The organism is Leeuwenhoekiella sp. MAR_2009_132, from assembly GCF_000687915.1.
In the GTDB taxonomy this organism is placed as follows: Bacteria; Bacteroidota; Bacteroidia; order Flavobacteriales; family Flavobacteriaceae; genus Leeuwenhoekiella.
The window spans coordinates 145,448-165,930 of the sequence record NZ_JHZY01000002.1 but is presented as its reverse complement, the minus strand read 5'-3'; the positions used below and the strand labels follow the sequence as shown (position 1 = coordinate 165,930).

The window sequence follows — 20,483 nt, the reverse complement described above, 5'->3', positions numbered from 1 at the left end:
ATTTAATCGCACCATATCACCCTAGCTAAATGAACTCTTTTATTGATCGTCTTTTTACCCAACGAGCCAGCCGACTCAGCAAAGAAGAAGTAACAGACCCTAAGAGTATATTTTTTCAATACTTGTTAGGTTTAGGAACCTATAGCAAACGATTACAAGAATTAAAATCGCAAATAGCAAACTTTACATACCCTGATGATGTCTTTACAGCAGATTTATGCTGTGTTAATTTATATTTGGATCTTGAGAATTACTTAATCACCTATGATAATGCGTATATAAATACCAAAGAAAACCTAAGACAAGAACTTCGGGAAAAGTTTCCAGTTATAACAAATTCAATGGCTTTTATGCCACTTTATGAATCTGGTAAAAACAAAGAAATACTAATTGCTCGTATTTATCTTCTCACAGTTCTTAGAAAATTAAAACTAAAAAATACAGAGCTTGCAAGCACTATTGCCTGGATTGAGGCTTTAAAAGCTTCAATAAATTTTAAAAGCTCAGATGATTTAGTTAAGCAGATAAATGCATTTAGAAGAGTGAAAGATGATGCTTTTAAAATTACTAAAGAATTTAACGAGCTTCTCGGGTCAGATACAGTTACTTCAATCTTTGACACTACTAAAGACGAGTTTTATATCTATTACAATCTGCTGCCTGCAGTTACGTGTATTGCAGATGTTATACCTAATTCATTTACCTCGATTCTCAATGAAACAAAACCCATCATCAATTTAGATTTTGATACTATAAAGAAAGACATTCAAAAAATATCAACTCCACCTGCAAACTTTCCGGTTTATGGTGAGACTTTTTCCATATTAGAAAATCTGCTAGATGGTTATTTGCTGTTTGATGCATTAGGCACAATTAGAGATTGTAATACACTGGCCTTAAAAATCTTTGGATATACTAAAACTGAACTTGTAAATAATTCGGTATTCAAGCTTTTTCCAGATGATTTAACAACGCTATTAAAAACTGACCTTCAAAATTTATATTCGGTTACCGAAACTGAGGTAATTGGACACCGCATAGAAACCGATATTGCAAACAGAGCCGGTATTTCTTCGTATTACGAGATTTCGTTTTCTAATAATTTTGCTTCCCCAGAAGATAGCTTTACGGCCCTGATTAAGAATATTTCAAACCGAAAAGATACCCTTAAGGCCAAAATTAACGCAGAGCGGGTTGCTGAAGCAAAAACTACCTTTCTTTCAAATATGAGTCACGAAATACGCACACCTTTAAATGTGATTTTGGGGCTTTCTGAAATAATCTCAAAAAGCGACTTACAAGATCAACAACTTTTGAGAAAAAATATTGACGGGATTTCATTTTCAGCAAAAAATTTACTCTCTATAGTTAATGATATTCTTGACTTTTCTAAAATTGAAGCTGGTAAACTTACTTTGCAATCCTTAGATTTTAATCTGCGAGAAGTAGTTACAAACCTTACTTCAGGATTTGAAATTAAAGGTAAAGAAAAGGGTATTGCAATTAGTGTTGAAATAGATGATACCATTCCTAAAATTGTGGTTGGAGATCAATTTAGGCTGAATCAAATTCTTACTAATCTTGTAGGCAATGCTATAAAATTTACTAAAAAAGGCTATATATGCATTGAGTTAAATCTTTTAAATAAAACTGAACATTCAAATACTATAGAATTTAAAGTTACCGATACCGGAATAGGCATTGTCCCTGATAAATTAGAAAGTATATTCGAAAGTTTTTATCAGGTTGAGGGTAAAGAAAATGCTAAAATAAACGGTACGGGATTAGGGCTTACAATAACACGAGAACTTATTGCACTTCAACAAGGTAAGTTAAATGCTGAAAGTGAACTGGGTAAAGGATCAACCTTTTCATTCACTATTGATTTTAAAAGTAGTAAACTCAAAAAAATTAAAAATACAGATCTTCACAAACATACAAACAGCGCTAGACTTAGTGATTTGCGCATCTTAGTAGCCGAAGATAATAAGATGAATCAGTTCTATATACGTCAACTGCTACAGGGGCTGGGTGTAGAAGCAGATATTGCAGAAAATGGTGAAGAAGCAGTTGCTATTTATAAAAACAATTCAGTTCAATACGATCTTATTTTGATGGATATGCATATGCCGGTAATGAATGGTCTCGAAGCAATTTCATTAATACGACAATCTCACAAAGACTCATTACATAAAGTTCCTATCGTAGCCTGCTCTGCAGATGTTTTTCCAGAATCTAGAAAAAATGCAATTAAAGCAGGTATAGATTTTTACCTCACAAAACCTTTAAAAGAAGAAGATTTAAAAGAAGTTTTATACTGGCTTATTTCAGATGAAAAACCTGTCATAAATACTGAAGAAACTATCAGAATAATTGAAAATACCGAAAGTACAGAAAGTACAAACTATGTAAACATCGCGCAGCTACTAGAAATATTTGATAATGATACCGCATTTATTATTTCTTTACTCGAAGTATTTATAAGTGAAACACCGGAAGATTTAAATAGCCTTAGAAATTGTGTTGCCCGGGAATATTATCCCAGGGCAAGTACCTTAGCACACAAATTGAAATCAAGTTTTATGAATTTGGGTATGACTACACATGGGCATCATTTACAGCAAATAGAAAGTACTATAATAGTTCCATCAAAAACGGAGGAAGCTAAAAAACATTTACGGGCATTTGAAGAAATATACACCAAAGCACTTATTGAAATTAATATTCTGATAATCAAACTAAAACAAGAATAACAAGATCAACACATAGCCACATAAAGTTATTTACAAGTACTTAAAAATAATATTGTTAAAATTTTCTAAATAAATTTCATTTTTTTTGTAACCTTTTTATATGCCCTTACGTATAAGATATAGTTTAAACAACTTAATACACGTAATAGTCCTATGAGACAACTTAAAATTACAAAACAGGTTACAAACAGAGAGACTGCTTCTTTAGACAAATATCTACAGGAAATAGGTAAAGTAGACCTTATCACTGCAGACGAAGAAGTAGAACTTGCACAACGTATTAAAGCAGGTGACCAGAGAGCACTTGAGAAACTAACCAAAGCAAACTTAAGGTTTGTAGTTTCTGTTGCTAAACAATACCAAAACCAGGGATTAACCTTACCAGATTTAATTAATGAGGGAAATTTAGGGTTAATTAAAGCTGCGCAACGTTTTGATGAGACTCGTGGTTTTAAATTTATCTCTTATGCGGTATGGTGGATTAGACAGTCTATTTTACAAGCACTAGCAGAACAGTCGCGTATTGTAAGATTGCCATTAAACAAAATAGGCTCTATTAATAAGATTAATAAAACTTTTGCTTATTTAGAGCAAGCACATGAACGACCACCCAGCCCAGAAGAAATTGCTAAAGAACTAGACATGAGTATTAATGACGTAAAAGAGTCATTAAAAAATGCAGGACGCCATGTAAGTATGGATGCGCCATTAATATCTGGTGAAGATTCTACGTTATACGATGTTCTTCGTTTTGGAGAATCGCCTAACCCAGATCGTGAGTTATTAAATGAATCGCTTTGCACCGAAGTAGAGCGAGCCTTAGACACATTGACTCCTAGAGAAGCAGATGTAGTGCGTTTATATTTTGGTTTAGGTAATCAACATCCTATGACATTAGAAGAAATAGGAGAAACCTTCGACCTTACTCGCGAGCGTGTACGCCAGATTAAAGAAAAAGCAATCAGACGATTAAAACATACCTCAAGAAGTAAAATTTTAAAAACCTATTTAGGATAGTTATTTTTACAAGAATTCGTTAAATATGGGGCTTGCTGATACTTTTTTATTAAATTGCCTACCAGAATAAGACCCCAAAAAACAATATTTAAGACAACAACAGTTTATCATAACTGTTCGTTTTTTGATTGATGAATGAATCCCCGGCTGATTACCGGGGATTTTTATTGTATCTTATTTATTCTCCAATTTATTTTATGTTTTACTATTTGATATATGTCAGCGAATCTTCAAATTCATCTAATACTGAGATTGTTAACGATATTTTGAATAATGTAGCAAATTGGAATACTATTCTTGATATCTCTGGATTTCTGGTATACAAAGATGGTAACTACCTCCAGTTATTAGAAGGAGAGAAAGAAAATGTTTTAAAGCTGTTTAATAAAATCAAAAAAGACAGGCGGCATAAAAATGTTACCCAAATCCTAGAAAACCAATCCACAAATCGACTTTTTAGTGATTATGAATCCGGGTTTTTAGTTCCTAAAAATAAAATTGTTTTAGAACTTTTAAAAAATCATCTCCTAAATTTAAAACTTTTAGAAAATCCAAAATTAGATTCTACCATATCGATATTAGAGAAAATACTTTCTAATATGTAATTTTACATACCAATCAAGAATTACCCTTATGAAACCTACCTACCTTGCACCCTCATTACTCGCTGCAGATTTTGCGAATCTTGAACGTGATATAAAGATGATTAATGCAAGTGAAGCAGACTGGTTTCATGTAGATATTATGGATGGAGTTTTTGTTCCTAATATATCTTTTGGCTTTCCGGTTGTAAAAGCGATTACAAAACATGCCACAAAAACTATAGATGTTCATTTAATGATAGTAGATCCTGATCGCTACATTAAAACATTTGCCCAATTAGGGACTACAAACCTAACTGTACACTATGAAGCTTGCACACACTTACATAGAACACTACAAGCCATTAAGGCTGAAGGGATGAAAGCTGGTGTTGCTTTAAATCCTCACACCCCGGTTTACCTACTTAAAGACGTTATTCAAGATATAGATCAGGTCATAATTATGAGCGTAAATCCAGGATTTGGCGGTCAATCTTTTATAGAAAATACCTATAAAAAAGTAAGAGAGCTGAAAGAAATCATTTTAAATGCAAAAGCAAACACGCTTATTGAAATAGATGGCGGTGTAACCGATCAAAATGCTAAAAAACTGCTACTAAGCGGAGCCGATATTCTTGTCGCAGGGAGTTTTGTATTTAATGCTGAAAACCCTACTGAAATTATTAAAGACTTAAAAAAGATCATGTCTTAAAATAAGACTATTTACACTCTTTTATTTAAAATAATTAATATCTATTTCTATGTAAAATTAGCGAATAGACTTCGCTATGTATTTCTATGCTTAGAATATCTGAACCTTCTATAGCACCTAAAAGTTTTTAATATTTTTTAAAGTACTTAGAAGTATAATAATCTATAAGACTATTATACTTAAACAGTTGAGGTAATTTATATTTGATAATGATAAAATTGCTTAATCTAAGAAATTCAAAAGTGGAACTATTAATTAGATTCCTATACTAAATAAAAAAAGGCAGAACGGGCTTGCAAGACAGCATAATACGTAACGCCCCCTACAGCTCACGGATTTACTATTCTAAACAGAGGCCAATTCTACCCTATTTCTATTTAAGAAAAAATTTTGAGGCAATTTAAAAACAATATTTTTAAATACCATTCATATCATTAAAAATGATATTCTTTAACATTTATTATATTAGGTCAAAGAAAACTAAAACATATTAAACCATTTTACAGATTTCCTCATTTGACTTAATATTTAACAAAAAATTACATTCTATTGCTATGCGACTACCACAAAAATACTGCCATTAAATCAGGATTCGCCTTTTTATATTTTCCAAGTATAATGGATAATGTAATTCTGATTAATCAATATATACTTGAAAATCCCAAACTAAGGGTAATATATAATAAACCATAAATGTTAGTAAAAGAATTGATAGTATATTCATCCAGATGCCTGCTCGTACCATATCTGGGATACGTAAATAACCAGATCCAAATACTACGGCGTTAGGTGGCGTAGCTACAGGGAGCATAAATGCACAGGAAGCTGCCACTGTTGTAGAAACTAAAAGCAAGTAGGGGTTTAGATTTAAATTAAGTGCGATGGGAGCTAATATTGGCAGCAGCATTGCGGTGGTTGCCAGGTTTGAGGTAAGTTCGGTTATAAAATTTACACTAAATATGACTATAAATAACAGTACGATTAGTGGTAAAGCCTCTAATAAAACCATTTGAGTACCAAACCAGGTAGCCAGCCCTGTAACTTCAAAACCTGAAGCAAGCGCCATACCTCCACCAAAAAGTAAAATTATTCCCCAGGGTATGTTAATCGCATCATCCCAATTTATAATACGCTCATTTTTATCTCTCGTATTTATTGCAAATAATAGAATTCCTGCAGCTACTGCAATGATGGTATCATCTATTTGGGGAAAAATACGCTCTAACAAAAAGGCTCTTGTAATCCAGCAGAATGCAGTAAGTATAAATATTGATAATACAATTTTCTCTTCTCGACACATAGGTCCTAACTCTGCAAGAAGTCGCTCTACTTCTCTTTTACCTCCCGGAAATTCTTTCTGTTTAAATTTAAAAGCAATATTTGTTAAGTAAAACCACGAAATAGCCAATAATAGCAGACTAATAGGAAGGCCAAACTTAAACCACTGAAAAAAACTAATATCAATTTTATAAACCTCCTGTATATATCCTGCAAAAACTAAATTGGGTGGTGTACCTATAAGAGTAGCCATCCCTCCTATTGATGCACTGTAAGCAATACCTAACATTAATGCTTTTCCAAAAATTTTATTTTCATCCTCTATAGTATTTGGGTTATCCTTTAATTGAGAAATTATAGACATTCCAATAGGTAGCATCATAACTGCTGTGGCTGTATTAGAAATCCACATAGATAAAAATGCAGTTGCCACCATAAAACCTAGTATGATTTGTTTAACATTAGTTCCTATAGCTTGTATTAAATGCAAGGCAATACGTTTGTGTAAGTTCCATTTTTCGATGGCAATGGCCAGCATAAATCCTCCTAAATAGAGAAATATATATTTATGCCCGTAAGAGGCCGTGGTGGTAGAAATATCAAGCGCTCCTGTAAGCGGAAAAATAACAATGGGTAATAGCGCGGTAACTGCAATAGGCACAGCTTCGGTAACCCACCATAATGCAATCCAGATTGTAGCGCATAAAATAGCATACGCCGATGCTGACATAGCTTCCGGCGGATCTAATTGCTGCAAACCAATAAATAATAGTGGACCAAGTATTAGAAAGAGTATCTTATTAAGCTTCATTCAAAAAAGTATTGAGGGTCATTTCCCATTTAAATTTAGAAAACGCCCTTAAATTACTTTAAATATTGAGATCAATATCATCTCAAGCCTTAATTGGTCAAAAACAAATCATTTAACTACTTAGTATCATACAAATAAGAAACTCCTTCAAAAGAAGGAGTTTCTACGCTAGTACACTTGATCAATTGGGCGCACTAGCGCCTCTCATTATCTACTAACTACAATAAATTCAGATCGTCTGTTTTCAGAATATTCTACCTCTGTACAGTTTTTACTTTCCTCATCACAAATATTAATAGGTTGTGATTCTCCATAGCCTATAGCACTTTCTATACGTGATGGATTTATTCCTTTTTCAATAAGCCAATCTCGTGTGGCTAATGCTCTATTTGTAGATAATATTTTATTAAAATAATCTGTCCCTCGCTGATCTGTGTGGGCTTCTATTTTAATAATCATATCAGGATAGGCAACCATTGCATTAAGCACTTTACGCATTTGTATGGCCGCTATGTCATTAATATTATACCTGTAATACTCAAAGTAAATAGGGTCTATACGTATCTTCTCTACTACCCCATCTGTCACAAATGTGTCTGATAAATCCTTCAGTTTAAAGTCTACCATATTCATTAGATGACCCGGTAAAATATCTGTGCTAAATTCTAAAGCGTCTCTACTAAAACCTAGTTTAGAAGCTTCAATTTTATACTTTTGACCACAGTTTAATTCTAACGTATAAACTCCTTTCTCATTCGTAGTCACTTTTACGTACTCTTTAAGATCACTATCAAAAACGGTAATTACAGCATTTGTCAACGGCTCTTTAGTATCTATATTAAATACAGTTCCATTTATCGTTTGTAGACATTCCTTTAAATTGTATTTAAAACTATAGATATCGTCACCACCCTTACCTCCTGACCGGTTTGAAGAAAAATATCCTGTATTGGGCTCTTTTCCTTCTAAATATGCAAAATCATCTGCGTTAGAATTGATACCCGGACCCAAATTTATGGTCGTTCCATAAACCCCATCTTTAAAAACCGATTTATAAATATCAAGTCCACCATAGCCTACGTGACCCTCTGATGAAAAATATAGCGTGTTGCCTTTTACGTACGGAAATACATCATCTACCAAACTATTAATGAGCGGGCCTAAATTCATTGGTTTTGAATATGTACCGTCTTCATAAATGTCGCAAACATATATATCTGCATTACCGTAACCTCCCGGCATATCTGAAGCGAAGTACAATTTTTTACCATCTTCTGTCACAAAGGGATGACCTGTAGAATACTCATCACCATTAAATGGCAGTAACTCTTTTTTAAAGCGTTTTGAAGTTACATCAACTCTATAGATCTTAAAATAATTACGTTTATCTCCTTTAAAAACTTTACGCTTTCCATCTTGAAAACTTGATGCATAGTATAAATATTTACTATTAGGAGAGAAGCTTACAGTAGCGTCATGAAAAGGTGTCTCTAATTTTTCATTATAAAGATCTACATTGATAAAGTTTTGACCGGCATCTAATTCAGCTTTATATAGTGCTAAATACGGAGTATTATCCCGATCAGATATCTTATTAATGTCTTTATTTCTGGAAGATGAAAAAACGAATGTATTCCCGTCAAAAGCTCCTCCAAAATCTGCATATTGTGAATTGAGATCCAGATTTTTTACATCATACAGGGTATCTCCCTTCAGCAATTCATTAAATCTGGAACGCTCTTCAAAATGAGCATTAAGCTTATCATTTAGACCCCGCTCTCTAAAATAGGTTTCTACCACTTTATTTGCCTTATCATATTCTTTTAAGAATCGAAGCGTATCGTAGTATTGATATCCCTGAAGGTTATTTTTATTAGGTCCTACAATGGTGTACCATTTCTCATACACCTCTTTAGCCTTATTAAAATCTTTTAGATTATAGTAAGTATCACCCATATTCATATAAACAATAGGATCTACCTTTTTTGCTGTTTGCAAATACAGTTCATATTCTTTTGCCGCCTCTACATAAATAAATCGATCATGCAAGCTATTAGCCTTTTCCAGTTGACTCTGCGCAAATAGATTAAAACCTATAAGACAGAATAACACTATATATATACGTTTCATAGTTTTAAGTATTAGAAGAATCTAGGTGAGAATGTAGCTCCACGTTTGCGGGCTAGAGAAAACTTAATTAACACTTCGTGACTTCCATCATTATACCGGTTAAAGTCTGATGTGTTGTAATCATAGGCGTAGCCTATAAAAATATTATCAGATACTTGAAAACCGGCTAATGCACCTACCGCGGCATCAATATTATAAGATACCCCCGCTGTAAATTTCTCAAGAAATAGAAAGTTTGCAGATAGACTGGCTCGCATAGGTGCTCCTTCTACATAATCAAAAAGTACTGCTGGTTTAAATTTTACGTTACTGCTTACGTCAAAAATGTACCCTCCTATAAGATAAAGGTTTAGTTTTTCGGTATTCACCATGGTGCTTTCATCATTGTAATATTCCTGCGAAAAGAAATTAGGCGTTGATAATCCTATATACCATTTATCGCCAAATAAATATGCCCCTGCGCCTAGTACTCCCAAAAACTGATTATCTATATTATTCATAAATAACGGGTCATTTGGATTATCAAAAACACCTTTCCTAAAATCTACATTAAGCACTCTAAAACCAGCTTTTAAACCAAATGACAAATAAGTCTGTGAAGACAACTGTAGAGAGTATGAGAAGTTACCATCTACATTCAATTCTTCAGAAGGTCCTAAAGCATCGCGGGTAATATTTAACCCCAGACCCAGATTGTATGTCACCGGTGATTCTAATCCTAAACTTACTGTTTCCGGAGCTCCATTAATGCCTGTAAACTGAGCTTTATAATTTGCCGTAATATTAAAATTATCTGATGATCCTACATAGGCAGGATTAATCGCCATTGTGTTGTACATATACTGAGAATAATTAGGCTCTTGCTGAGCGTAAAGACCTGCACAACATAAAACGAGTATCAAAAATCTGATTACGTGGGTTACTACTGTTGTCATAATTAAAGTTTTTAATGAGAGAATTTTTAATTTATCGGGCTATATAAACCCATCCGGTAAGCGATCTCGAACCATCGTTGATCTCTAGAACATAATAATAGGTTCCCGCTGGTAAACCGCTTGATTTTTGAATAGAACTCGACACATTAGAATCACCATTCCACGTATTTGAATAACCACTGGCATCAAATACGAGCTGCCCGTTTCTATTATATACCTGCACCGTGTTGTTAGGATAATTTTCGATACATCTAACTGTGAAAACATCATTCATACCGTCACCATTTGGCGAAAATTCATTGAACACCATTAGACAATCTGGATCTATCTCAAGTTCTGCCGAATTATTATCGGGATTAGCATCAACAGGATTTGAGGTAACAATGCGTGCAATATTTAAATAGTTTCCGGTATCTAAAACCGTTACCGTTACCGAAAGTGTCGCTGTAGCATTTGCATCTAACACGGGGATACTCCAGGTACCTGTCGTATTGTTATAATCACCTACCGAAGCCGTAAAGCTTAAAAATTCAAGACCAGATGGAAGACTTTCATCTACGATCACATCGCGTAAGGCTACTTCACCTGTATTAGTTACTTCAATCGTGTAGATAATATCTTCACCTATGGCAGGGTTTAAATTGTTTACTGTTTTAGAAATAGACATATCTGAGCAAGCTGAAACTTCTAGTTCTATCTCGGCAGAAGTTTCAGTAAGACAAGCATCGTTAGCTAAATAATTTACACTCACGTTTTGGGTACCAGCAACATCCCAAATAACCGTAACGGAGTTATCTGTATCGGTACCTCCGGAAACAATACGTCCACCAGTGCTAACAGACCAGAAATAATCTATCATACCGGGTTCTGTTGTATAAACGACTTCAGCTCCTAAACATCCGGTATCAACTGAAGCATCTAAACTAGCCTCAACAGGTTCTGTTAAACTTACGGTTACTCCTAAACGGACTGAGCTTTCAAATGATCCTACCGTAAGTGCCGCATAATACGTTACACCATTTACTAACGGAGTATTAAGATCTAGAGCAACACCTCCAGAAGCCTGCCCATACCATTTAATAGAATTTGTGTTTAAAACGATATCTGCTAAAGTGGGCATATCTGCTGCACAAAAGCTTTGATTAGGATCTCCTACAGGAGTTCCCACATTAATTGTCAATTCATTAGTAGTGACATCGGTCAGGGTATTTCCAAATGTATTTGTAACAGAAGCTACCACATCATAGGTCCCTTGCGGAATTTCATTCCCGTCGGGGATCGTTAACGTCCAAGTATCATTGGTATTATCTACCAGATTACCGTCTCCCTCTGCATAGGTAAAGCCATTTACAGAAACCATTAACATATCTACTGAATCTGCAGTACCGGTAATTAAAGGAGTACTATCACTCGTAATTTGTGAAGTAACAGTAGGCACAGTAGGCTGGTTTAAAGTTGAGGTATCAATCGTCAACTCATCTACTGTGGTATCATTAGAACTATTACCCAGGGCATCGGTCACAGTAACGATAACATCATAAGTACCGTCAGGTAACGCATTCCCTGCAGGAATAATTAACGTAAAGGTGTTATCTCCGTTATCGGTTAAATTACCGTCGCCTTCTGTATAGGTTATTCCGTTTACAACGACTGTCAGGTCATCAACAGAATCGGCAGTACCCGTAATTGTCGGAGTTGAATTGTTTGTGATTTGTGTATTTACAGTAGGAACCGTTGGCGCTGCCGTATCAATCACTAACTCATCCGTTGTAATATCTGAAGACGTATTGCCCGCAGCATCCGTTGCGTTGGCAACTACATCGTAAATACCATCCGGTAAGGTGTCACCCGCTGGAATAATCAATGTGAACGTGTTATCACCATTATCGGTTAAGTTTCCGTCGCTTTCCGTGTAGGTTACACTATTTACTACGACTGTCAGATTATCAACTGAATCTGCAGTACCTGTGATTGTCGGTGTTGAATTATTAGTAAGTAAAGTATTCACCGTTGGTACTGTTGGCGCTGCCGTATCAATCACCAACTCGTCAGTTGTGATATCTGAAGATGTATTGCCCGCAGCATCCGTTGCGGTGGCAACTACATCGTAGGTGCCGTCAGGTAATGCATCACCTGCAGGAATTATTAAGGTAAAGGTGTTATCGCCATTATCAGTCAAATTACCATCGCCTTCTGTGTAGGTTACGCCGTTTACAACAACTGTCAGGTTATCAACTGAATCTGCAGTACCCGTAATTGTCGGAGTTGAATTATTGGTTACTAAAGCATCAACTGTTGGTACGGTTGGCGCTGCTGTATCAATCACCAACTCATCAATTGTACCATCTGAAGATGCATTGCCCGCTGCATCTGTTGCGGTGGCAACTACATCGTAAGTACCATCCGGTAACGCATTACCCGCAGGAATCACTAATGTAAAGGTATTATCACCATTATCGGTTAAGTTTCCGTCGCCTTCGGTATAGGTTATTCCGTTTACAACGACTGTCAGGTCATCAACTGAATCTGCAGTTCCCGTGATTGTCGGGGTATTTGAATTGGTAACTAATGCATCAACTGTTGGTACTGTTGGCGCTGCTGTATCAATTACCAACTCATCAGTTGTAATATCTGAAGATGCATTGCCCGCAGCATCCGTTGCAGTGGCATCTACATCGTAGGTGCCGTCAGGTAACGCATCACCCGCTGGAATAATCAATGTAAAGGTGTTATCTCCGTTATCGGTTAAGTTTCCGTCGCCCTCCGTGTATGTTACTCCGTTTACAACAACTGTCAGGTTATCAATAGAATCTGCAGTACCTGTGATTGTTGGTGTCGAAGTATTTGTGATTTGTAAATTTACAGTTGGAACCGTTGGCGCTGTCGTATCAATCACCAACTCATCAGTTGTGATATCTGAAGATGTATTCCCCGCAGCATCCGTAGCGGTGGCAACTACATCGTAAGTACCATCCGGTAACGCATTCCCTGCAGGAATTATTAACGTAAAGGTGTTGTCTCCGTTATCGATTAAATTACCGTCGCCTTCGGTATAGGTTATTCCGTTTACAAAGACCGTCAAATCATCAACAGAATCTGCAGTACCCGTGATTGTCGGAGTTGAATTGTTGGATAGCAAAGTATCAACTGTTGGTAATGTTGGCGCTGCTGTATCAATCACCAACTCATTATTTGTACCATCTGAAGATGCATTGCCCGCTGCATCTGTTGCGGTGGCAACTACATCGTAAGTACCATCCGGTAACGCATTACCTGCAGGAATTATTAAGGTAAAGGTATTATCACCATTATCGGTTAAGTTTCCGTCGCCTTCGGTATAGGTTATTCCGTTTACAACGACTGTCAGATTATCAACAGAATCAGCAGTACCTGTGATTGTTGGGGTGGTATCATTAGTGGTTAAGGCATCTACAGTAGGATTTACAGGATTTGTAGTATCAATAACCAACTCATCAGTTGTGTTATCTGAAGAAGCATTGCCCGCAGCATCCGTTGCGGTGGCAACTACATCATAGGTGCCGTCAGGTAAAGCATCACCTGCAGGAATTATTAACGTAAAGGTGTTGTCTCCGTTATCGGTTAAATTACCGTCGCCTTCTATGTAGGTTACTCCGTTTACCACGACTGTCAGGTCATTAACTGAATCTGCAGCACCCGTAATTGTCGGAGTTGAATTATTGGTAACTAATGCATCAACTGTTGGTACTGTTGGCGCTGCTGTATCAATTACCAATTCATCTGTTGTTATATCTGAAGACGCATTGCCCGCTGCATCCGTTGCGGTGGCAACTACATCATAAGTACCATCAGGTAACGCATTCCCCGCTGGAATAATTAAGGTAAAGGTGTTGTCTCCGTTATCGGTTAAGTTTCCGTCGCCCTCCGAGTAGGTTACTCCGTTTACCACGACTGTCAGGTTATCAACTGAATCGGCAGTACCTGTGATTGTTGGTGTTGAATTGTTGGATAGCAAAGTATCAACTGTTGGTACTGTTGGCGCTGCTGTATCAATCACCAATTCGTCAGTTGTAATATCTGAAGAGGAATTACCCGCAGCATCGGTTGCGGTGGCAACTACATCATAAGTATCATCCGGTAATGCATCACCTGCAGGAATTATCAAGGTAAAGGTGTTATCACCATTATCGGTTAAATTACCGTCGCCTTCTGTGTAGGTTATTCCGTTTACAGCAACGGTCAGGTTATCAACTGAATCAGCAGTACCTGTTATTGTTGGGGTGGTATCATTTGTGATTTGTGCATATACAGTAGGAACCGTTGGCGCTGCTGTATCAATCACCAACTCATCCGTTGTAATATCTGAAGAGGAATTACCCGCAGCATCCGTTGCGGTAGCAACTACATCATACGTCCCATCCGGTAACGCATCACCCGCTGGAATAACCAATGTGAACGTGTTATCACCATTATCGGTTAAGTTTCCGTCGCTTTCCGTGTAGGTTACTCCGTTTACAACAACGGTCAGGTTATCAACTGAATCTGCAGTACCCGTGATTGTCGGAGTTGGATTATTTGTGATTTGTATATTTACAGTTGGAACCGTTGGCGCTGCCGTATCAATTACCAACTCATCAGTTGTGATATCTGAAGATGTATTGCCCGCAGCATCCGTTGCGGTTGCAACTACATCATACGTCCCATCAGGTAACGCATTTCCTCCAGGAATCACTAATGTAAAGGTGCCATCACCATTATCCGTTAAATTACCATCGCCTTCTGTATATGTTACTCCGTTTACAGTAAGGGTCAAGTCATCTACTGAATCTGCAGTACCGGTGATTGTCGGGGTATTTGAATTGGTTACTAAAGCATCAACTGTTGGTACTGTTGGCGCTGCTGTATCAATTACCAATTCATCTGTTGTGATATCTGAAGAAGCATTGCCCGAAGCATCCGTAGCGGTGGCAACTACATCGTAGGTGCCGTCCGGTAACGCGTTACCTGCAGGAATAATCAAAGTCCAAGTGCCATCACCATTATCGTTTAAATTACCATCGCCTTCTGTGTAGGTTACTCCGTTTACAACGACTGTCAAAGCATCAGCTGAATCAGCAGTACCTGTGATTGTCGGAGTTGAATTATTTGTGATTTGTGTATTTACAGTTGGAACCGTTGGCGCTGTCGTATCAATCACCAACTCATCAGTTGTGATATCTGAAGACACATTGCCCGTAGCATCCGTTGCGGTTGCAACTACATCGTAGGTGCCATCGGGTAACGCATTTCCTCCAGGAATCACTAATGTAAAGGTGCCATCTCCGTTATCGGTTAAATTACCGTCGCCTTCCGTGTAGGTAATTCCGTTTACAACAACCGTCAAATCATCAACTGAATCAGCAGTACCCATGATTGTTGGTGTCGAATTATTTGTGATTTGTGTATTTACAGTTGGAACCGTTGGCGCTGCTGTATCAATTACCAATTCATCAGTTGTGATATCTGAAGACGCATTGCCCGCTGAATCAGTTGCGGTGGCAACTACATCATACGTCCCATCAGGTAACGCGTTACCTGCAGGAATTATTAACGTAAAGGTGTTGTCTCCGATATCGGTTAAATTACCGTCGCCTTCTGTGTAGGTAATTCCGTTTACAACGACTGTCAGATCATCAACTGAATCTGCTGTACCCGTGATTGTCGGAGTTGAATTATTGGTGATTTGTGTATTTACAGTTGGAACCGTTGGCGCTGCCGTATCAATCACCAACTCATCAGTTGTAATATCTGAAGATGCATTACCCGCAGCATCGGTTGCGGTGGCAACCACATCATAGGTCCCATCCGGTAACGCATCACCCGCTGGAATCACTAATGAAAAGGTGTTATCTCCGTTATCGGTTAAATTTCCGTCGCCTTCTGTGTAGGTAACTTCGTTTACAACAACTGTCAAATCATCAACAGAATCTGCAGTACCTGTGATTGTTGGGGTTGAATTATTTGTGATTTGGGCATTTACAGTAGGAACCGCTGGCGCCGCAGTATCAATCACCAACTCATCTGTTGTTATATCTGAAGACGCATTACCCGCTGCATCGGTTGCGGTTGCAACTACATCGTAAGTGCCATCGGGTAAAGCATTCCCTGCTGGAATATTCAAAGTCCAGGTGCCATCACCATTATCGGTTAAATCACCATCACCTTCTGTATAGGTTACTCCGTTTATAACAACTGTCAAATCATCAACTGAATCTGCAGTACCGGTGATTGTCGGTGTATTTGAATTGGTTATTAATGCATCAACTGTTGGTACTGTTGGCGCTGTTGTATCGATCACCAATTCATCAGTTGTAATATCTGAAGAACCATTACCCGCTGCATCCGTTGCGGTGGCAACCACATCATACGTCCCATCCGGTAAAGCATCACCCGCAGGAATTATCAAGGTAAAGGTGTTATCTCCGTTATCGGTTAAGTTACCATCGCCCTCCGTGTAGGTTACACTATTTACTACGACTGTCAGATTATCAACAGAATCTGCAGTACCCGTTATTGTTGGAGTTGAATTATTGGTTACTAATGCATCAACTGTTGGTACCGTTGGCGCTGCCGTATCAATTACCAACTCATCAGTTGTGATATCTGAAGATGTATTGCCCGCAGCATCCGTTGCGGTGGCAACTACATCATACGTCCCATCAGCTAACGCATTTCCTCCAGGAATCACTAATGTAAAGGTGTCATCTCCATTATCGATTAAATTACCGTCGCCCTCCGAGTAGGTAACTCCGTTTACAACAACTGTCAGGTCATCAACTGAATTTGCAGTTCCGGTGATTGTTGGGGTGGTATCATTAGTGGTTAAGGCATCTACAGTAGGATTTACAGGATTTGTAGTATCAATAACCAACTCATTCATTGTAGGGTCTGTAGCTGTACCCCCGGTACCCACAACCACTGCTGTAACATTATAAGTACCTTCAGCTAATGGGCTAGGTATTATTAAGGTCCAGGTATCGTTACCATTATCGGTTAAATCTGTACCGCTCTCGTTATAATCAACTCCATCAACCGTTACTGTCAAATCATCTCCACTATCTGCTGTTCCGGTAATTGTTGGCGTTGTATTACTTGTAACCTGCGCGACAACCGTTGGTGTTGTTGGGATAGTATTATCTATTGTTAATTCGTTTGTAGTAATGTCGGTTGCCATGTTGCCGGCAAGATCTGTAGCGGTTACTAAAACTTCATAAACACCGTTTATTAATTCGTTTCCAGCTGGTATTACAAGCGTCCAAGTATTGTCACCATTATCTACTAAATTTCCATCACCTTCAATATAAGTAACGGAATTAACAACCACTGTAAGGGCATCTACGGAATCTGCAGTTCCTGTTACTGTGGGTGTAGTGTCGCTGGTGGTTTGAGTATTTACCGTAGGAATTGTAGGGTTAGTAAGATCTATTGTTAATTCATTTGTAGTAGTATCTGTGGAAGAATTTCCTGCTGCATCAGCAGCAGTCGCTACTACATCATAAGTTCCTTCTGAAATTTCATTTCCGCTAGGAATGACTAAAGTATAGGTGTCATCACCATTGTCGGTTAAATTTCCGTCACCTTCGGTGTAGGTAACTCCGTTTACCACGACTGTAAGATTATCTATAGAATCTGCAGTACCTGTAATTGTAGGAGTTGTATTATTTGTGATTTGTGTATTTACCGTAGGAACTGTTGGAGGTACTAAATCTAAGCTGTAGCTAATGCTCGTACTTACGGTGTTCTGACATAACAAACCTGATGCTGTAACCTCAGCTTCAATGGTTAAATCTGAATCTGCAACCAATTGCGCGCCGGCAACATCTACAGAGAATGTTAATCCTGCAGTAACAGTTGTAACATAGTCAAATGTATTAACCGTAACAGTTACCGGGTCACCCGCTTCTGCATCGCCACCTACTGTGCCGGTGATTGTTACAGGAGCTAACGCTTCAGAAGTATTAACAATACCATCTGTTGTTACAGGATTTAGAGCAATAGTAGGTTGGGGACCCCCATCAAGAGTTACGTCAACAACTTTTAAATCTCCCGGTGCATTCTCGCAACCGGTTACCGCATCAACCAGACTTACATAAACCCGGTACGGACTTTCAGCTTCCGTAAGACCTTCTACTTCTAGTTCGCCTTCAGGATTTATAGTATATGTTAAATTACCGTCTACCAGACCATTTGTGATTTCTACATCTCCATTTGCATCTAGGTAGTATTTAAAACTGCCATTAAGCGCAGTTGTAGGTACTATATTTAAAATTTCAGGAATACATATAGGTAAGTCTAAACCTAACACTGTTATATCACCTGATTGTGGAATAGGATTTACGGTAACCGTCACTGCCACCCTCCCAGATTCTTCAGCACAGCCTGCTAAAAATGAGGCTACATAAAACGTAGTATCTCCGGTTAAAACTGGTGTTGTAAAGGTATCCCCACTTGCAACTGTTGCTAGTAAATTACCACCCGTAGCACTATCATACCATCTTAATTCAGCTCCGGTTGTTGCTGTTGTTGCAATTAAATCTGCAGTTTCACCAGCACAAATCTCCACATTTTGAGATGCACTATCAAGAACCGGTATTCCTGAAGTTACTGCGATATCGAAGAGATCTATACGCTGCGTTACACTGGCATTTACTAAAGATTCATAACGCACCACAATACGATCTGCGGGACCGGCAACATCAAAGGGCACCTGTACAATTGCATTGCTTTGCAATAGCCCTAACAAATCAAGATTTAAAAGGGATGAAAGGCTTGAAGAACTGACTAAAGTAGTACCGTTATAAGCCAATAATCCGACATTATTTGCAAGGCCCAAAGCGAGTAAAGAAGGATCTACCCGAAGGGCTATTTTAAAATCTTCTGTAGGCTGAGTGGGAGTATCAAAATAAATTACCTGTTCTATAGAACCTGCTACTGCTAAAATACCCAAGCTAATTTGAGAGAATGTTGATGGGTCTGAGTCAATCGCAAATTCAGGATTTGTAACACCCGAGCCGGCCAACTGCAAGGCGTCTAGCGTTATTCCTGTTGAATTGAATGAAGTAAATGCAGGTTCATTGCAAAAGTTGCTTCCTGAAGCAGTAAATACACCCGAAATAAACAAATCTCTGGTATTATTTAAACCAAGCAATGCAGATCCTGTGGAGTTTGTAACACGAATACTCGTATAATTTTGATTTGGAGTTATGGCTATATAATAGTTACCATCAGGTCCTATTAAAACGCGTGCGGTTTCTGTATTGAAAGCAGAAGGATTTGTGGTGCTTACTGTTAAAACACTTGTGCCACCATTTTTAGCTTCAATTGTTACTTCCTGTCCTCCTAAAACTATATCTAATACATCTCCTACTAAACCTCCTAAAGTCCCACCTACTAATACATCTAGTAATTGATCTTGAGTCTCAATTTGAATGTAAGTAGTTGTGTTTGCAAGTACCGTGGTATTATAACCAAGTTCGATATGTCCTACAGTTGGAGGGGTTATTTCAATTCCTAAGGCAGATACTCCTGAATTAGCCCGTACGCGTGCCTGAGTTGATAAATTTTGATCGGTTGCAAACGATAAATTAGTCACGCTTGCATTATCAATGACAGTTGTCGCAAAAGTTCTGTCTTGAGCCTGTACTGCCACATTGAATATTAAGAAAAGTAACGCAACAGTTACAAATCTAATTTCTAATTGTTTAAAAGTAAAGTTCACCATAGTATAAGCGTATTAGAATGAGAGTTAAAATCTAAATATTGGGCAAAAGTGATCTGGGATCGAAAATGCACGAGGCATTCAATCATTAGTTGTAAAAATCTTAGGGGACTAAATCTTATACGCTCAGGGGTAAAATTTTGGGACGATAAGATTGAACGTTTTGGAGAATCATTGGTTGTAAAGAATTGGTTAGTTTCTATTAACTAAAACTAAAAAAGGATCTTTTAAATACCAAATAAAACGATGAAATACACACTAACTAAACGATTTAGTTGTTTTAATCTATGTTTTATACAAGTTTAAACTTATTGAAATAGTGATTTTTACCAATAAAATGTATGATTTACATTCAATTTATATGCATTTAAACGTAATTATTACAATAATTACCTGATTTTAATAAATAGAAACTAAACCGTTTTATTGGTTCAAAATGTTAACACTACAATTCTGAAGAATATTATTTGTAGGAATAAAATTTGTAGGAATTTTAATTTAAAATTTAGCAGGTGAAGTAAACACCTCGA

At 37.4% G+C, this 20,483-nt stretch carries 8 protein-coding genes; 4 read left to right on the top strand and 4 right to left on the bottom strand.

Translation table 11 applies throughout. The annotated features are described in order from the left end of the window. The first annotated feature begins 29 nt into the window (after positions 1-29). The 4 genes from P164_RS00680 (at position 30) to rpe (ending at position 5,063) form a co-directional block, all read left to right on the top strand. Positions 30-2,753, top strand: a complete 2,724-nt coding sequence (locus P164_RS00680; protein WP_051621106.1) for an ATP-binding protein — start codon at positions 30-32, stop codon at positions 2,751-2,753. A 153-nt stretch (positions 2,754-2,906) separates the two neighbouring features. After that, complete coding sequence (locus P164_RS00675) at positions 2,907-3,770, top strand: RNA polymerase sigma factor RpoD/SigA (RefSeq protein WP_028374563.1); 864 nt, start codon at positions 2,907-2,909, stop codon at positions 3,768-3,770. A gap of 131 nt (positions 3,771-3,901) precedes the next feature. Then, positions 3,902-4,375, top strand: coding sequence for a BLUF domain-containing protein (locus tag P164_RS00670; protein ID WP_159105996.1), 474 nt, complete (start codon positions 3,902-3,904; stop codon positions 4,373-4,375). Positions 4,376-4,403: 28 nt separating this feature from the next. Beyond that, the gene (gene rpe / locus P164_RS00665; RefSeq protein WP_028374562.1) at positions 4,404-5,063 is read left to right on the top strand and encodes a ribulose-phosphate 3-epimerase; all 660 of its coding nucleotides are present in this window, start codon (positions 4,404-4,406) and stop codon (positions 5,061-5,063) included. A gap of 637 nt (positions 5,064-5,700) precedes the next feature. Here rpe and P164_RS00660 read toward each other — a convergent pair. From P164_RS00660 to P164_RS00645, 4 genes are all read right to left on the bottom strand, one after another. Beyond that, positions 5,701-7,152, bottom strand: a complete 1,452-nt coding sequence (locus tag P164_RS00660) for an SLC13 family permease (protein ID WP_028374561.1) — start codon at positions 7,150-7,152, stop codon at positions 5,701-5,703. 207 nt (positions 7,153-7,359) lie between these two features. After that, the gene (locus P164_RS00655; RefSeq protein WP_028374560.1) at positions 7,360-9,282 is read right to left on the bottom strand and encodes an OmpA family protein; all 1,923 of its coding nucleotides are present in this window, start codon (positions 9,280-9,282) and stop codon (positions 7,360-7,362) included. A gap of 11 nt (positions 9,283-9,293) precedes the next feature. Beyond that, positions 9,294-10,217: a type IX secretion system membrane protein PorP/SprF gene (locus tag P164_RS00650; protein ID WP_035899269.1), complete on the bottom strand. Its 924-nt coding sequence runs from the start codon at positions 10,215-10,217 to the stop codon at positions 9,294-9,296. A gap of 31 nt (positions 10,218-10,248) precedes the next feature. Beyond that, positions 10,249-19,956 carry a T9SS C-terminal target domain-containing protein gene (locus P164_RS00645; protein ID WP_028374558.1) on the bottom strand — a complete coding sequence of 3,236 codons (9,708 nt, stop codon included), beginning with the start codon at positions 19,954-19,956 and terminating at the stop codon, positions 10,249-10,251. Positions 19,957-20,483: the final 527 nt, after the last annotated feature.